1 protein-coding gene is annotated in these 1,688 nt (G+C 39.3%); it reads left to right on the top strand.

What is annotated here, in order from left to right; all coding sequences use genetic code 11:
* Positions 1–501: 501 nt before the first annotated feature.
* Positions 502–1,053, top strand: coding sequence for a hypothetical protein (locus VL130_RS13375; RefSeq protein ID WP_325363425.1), 552 nt, complete (start codon positions 502–504; stop codon positions 1,051–1,053).
* Positions 1,054–1,688: the final 635 nt, after the last annotated feature.

The raw sequence follows: 1,688 nt of genomic DNA, 5'->3' as shown, positions 1-1,688 counted from the left end.
TGTTGATATCAATCATATGGGGGTATTAGCTTGCCAGGGGAGGTGGAGTAATGCTATGGTGGTGGTTTGATTGTGTGATAATCCTGACTTGAGATCCAGATATGTTGTGTGTTAATACCTATTAACACACAAATTTAGACTCAATTTATAATCAATTTTCAGAAAATTTTCGCGATGTGCATGCGCCTGTTCGACTTGATGACCACTCTTTTCTGTGGTACAACTGTTTAATACATAGTTATAAAGCTATTTGGGCTGTTGATTAGTACCTTACAGTGGGCCTTCAGTAGTAAGTTCACCTAATTCTTTATGGCTCTGGTACATTATGGTTTTGTTGCGTTTCTTTCTTCAGACAAAGCACTTAATTTTCTTTCTCCACAATTGACCCGATACTCACTATGGCTTATCTTTCTTGCTAACATCATGATTTACATCTCTGCTCATATATAAGTAAGGGTATTGACACTGGGGCCATAGGATATATCAGCTATTGAAGCTGCAATGCCTATAAATGAAGAAATGCTTCACTCAGAGCGTTTGAGACACCTTTTCAAAAACAACTTCTGTCTTCTTCAATTTGGGAGGTATTACAACGATGAATTACACTTCAGACTCTATAAGCAAAACATAAAGCTCTTTGAAGACAGTGAAAGCCGAGTCTTGCGTGTGTTTTTCCCCTACTATCTTCAAGAAATTTGGCTTTTTGTGCTGCTTACCAACCCATTTCTTTGCACTGTTGTGGCAAGAAAGTCTTCAATACAATGGATTGTTTTTGCTTTGTTCTACACGGTCATTGATTACTTCTACTATTGCTTACTTGACGGCTGGTTTGCCAGCGTAAAATTGCGTATGGGTGAGCTTGTAAACACTGGGATGGAGGTTTTGAAGCCTTTGACAACTGTTCCGAGGCACCCTGTTAAAATGAATAATCAGTATATTCGTTCAATTCCAGCAGGAGGTAAACCAGAAATTCGAGAAAGCAAACAGAGATTTTGGAGTCAAAAGTTCATGATGATGCAAGACGACAATGTGTATAGTGCTAACGCACAGTGAATAATAAGTATAAGTATGTATAAGTTAAGTTTTAAGAAGTTAAAGTTAAGAGAAATGGTTGTTCAGTCAGTCAAATTCCAGTGCTTTGCCTGAGTGCGTCAGTGGTTGCTGTCTCCACATTCGTAAAATCATTCGGGAGATTGATGATCGCAGCGACTTCCGCATTGGCTAAGTTGGCCAAAATGCTATACACAGCACTGATCCACGACCAAATAACCTACCAGAATGTAATGATAGGCTTTAGAACCTTGTAAGCCACGTAGAACAGCACAGAAAACAGGAGTAGTTGCAAAATGGTACTGCAAAATTTCAAAGGGTTCCAGTATCCCATGAGGTCTGACCACTAGTAAGTCTAGTCACGAGTCAAAGGCTGGGCATTTGGACATCTAACAACATGTCTCTACAGTGTTCTTCTTGGGTAAGATATGTTGCAGTGGGGACAGGGCACTCTTTTGACCATGCGAATTTTTAAGAAATTGATTATAAGTTTGGCCTAAATTTGTGTGTTAATAGGTATTAACACACAACATATCTGGATCTCAAGTCAGGATTATCACACAATCAAACCACCACCATAGCATTACTCCACCTCCCCTGGCAAGCTAATACCCCCATATGATTGATATCAACAGCTT

It is taken from the genome of Asticcacaulis sp., from assembly GCF_035497195.1.
Taxonomy (GTDB): domain Bacteria; phylum Pseudomonadota; class Alphaproteobacteria; order Caulobacterales; family Caulobacteraceae; genus Asticcacaulis.
This window is presented reverse-complemented; position numbering and strand designations above follow the sequence as displayed.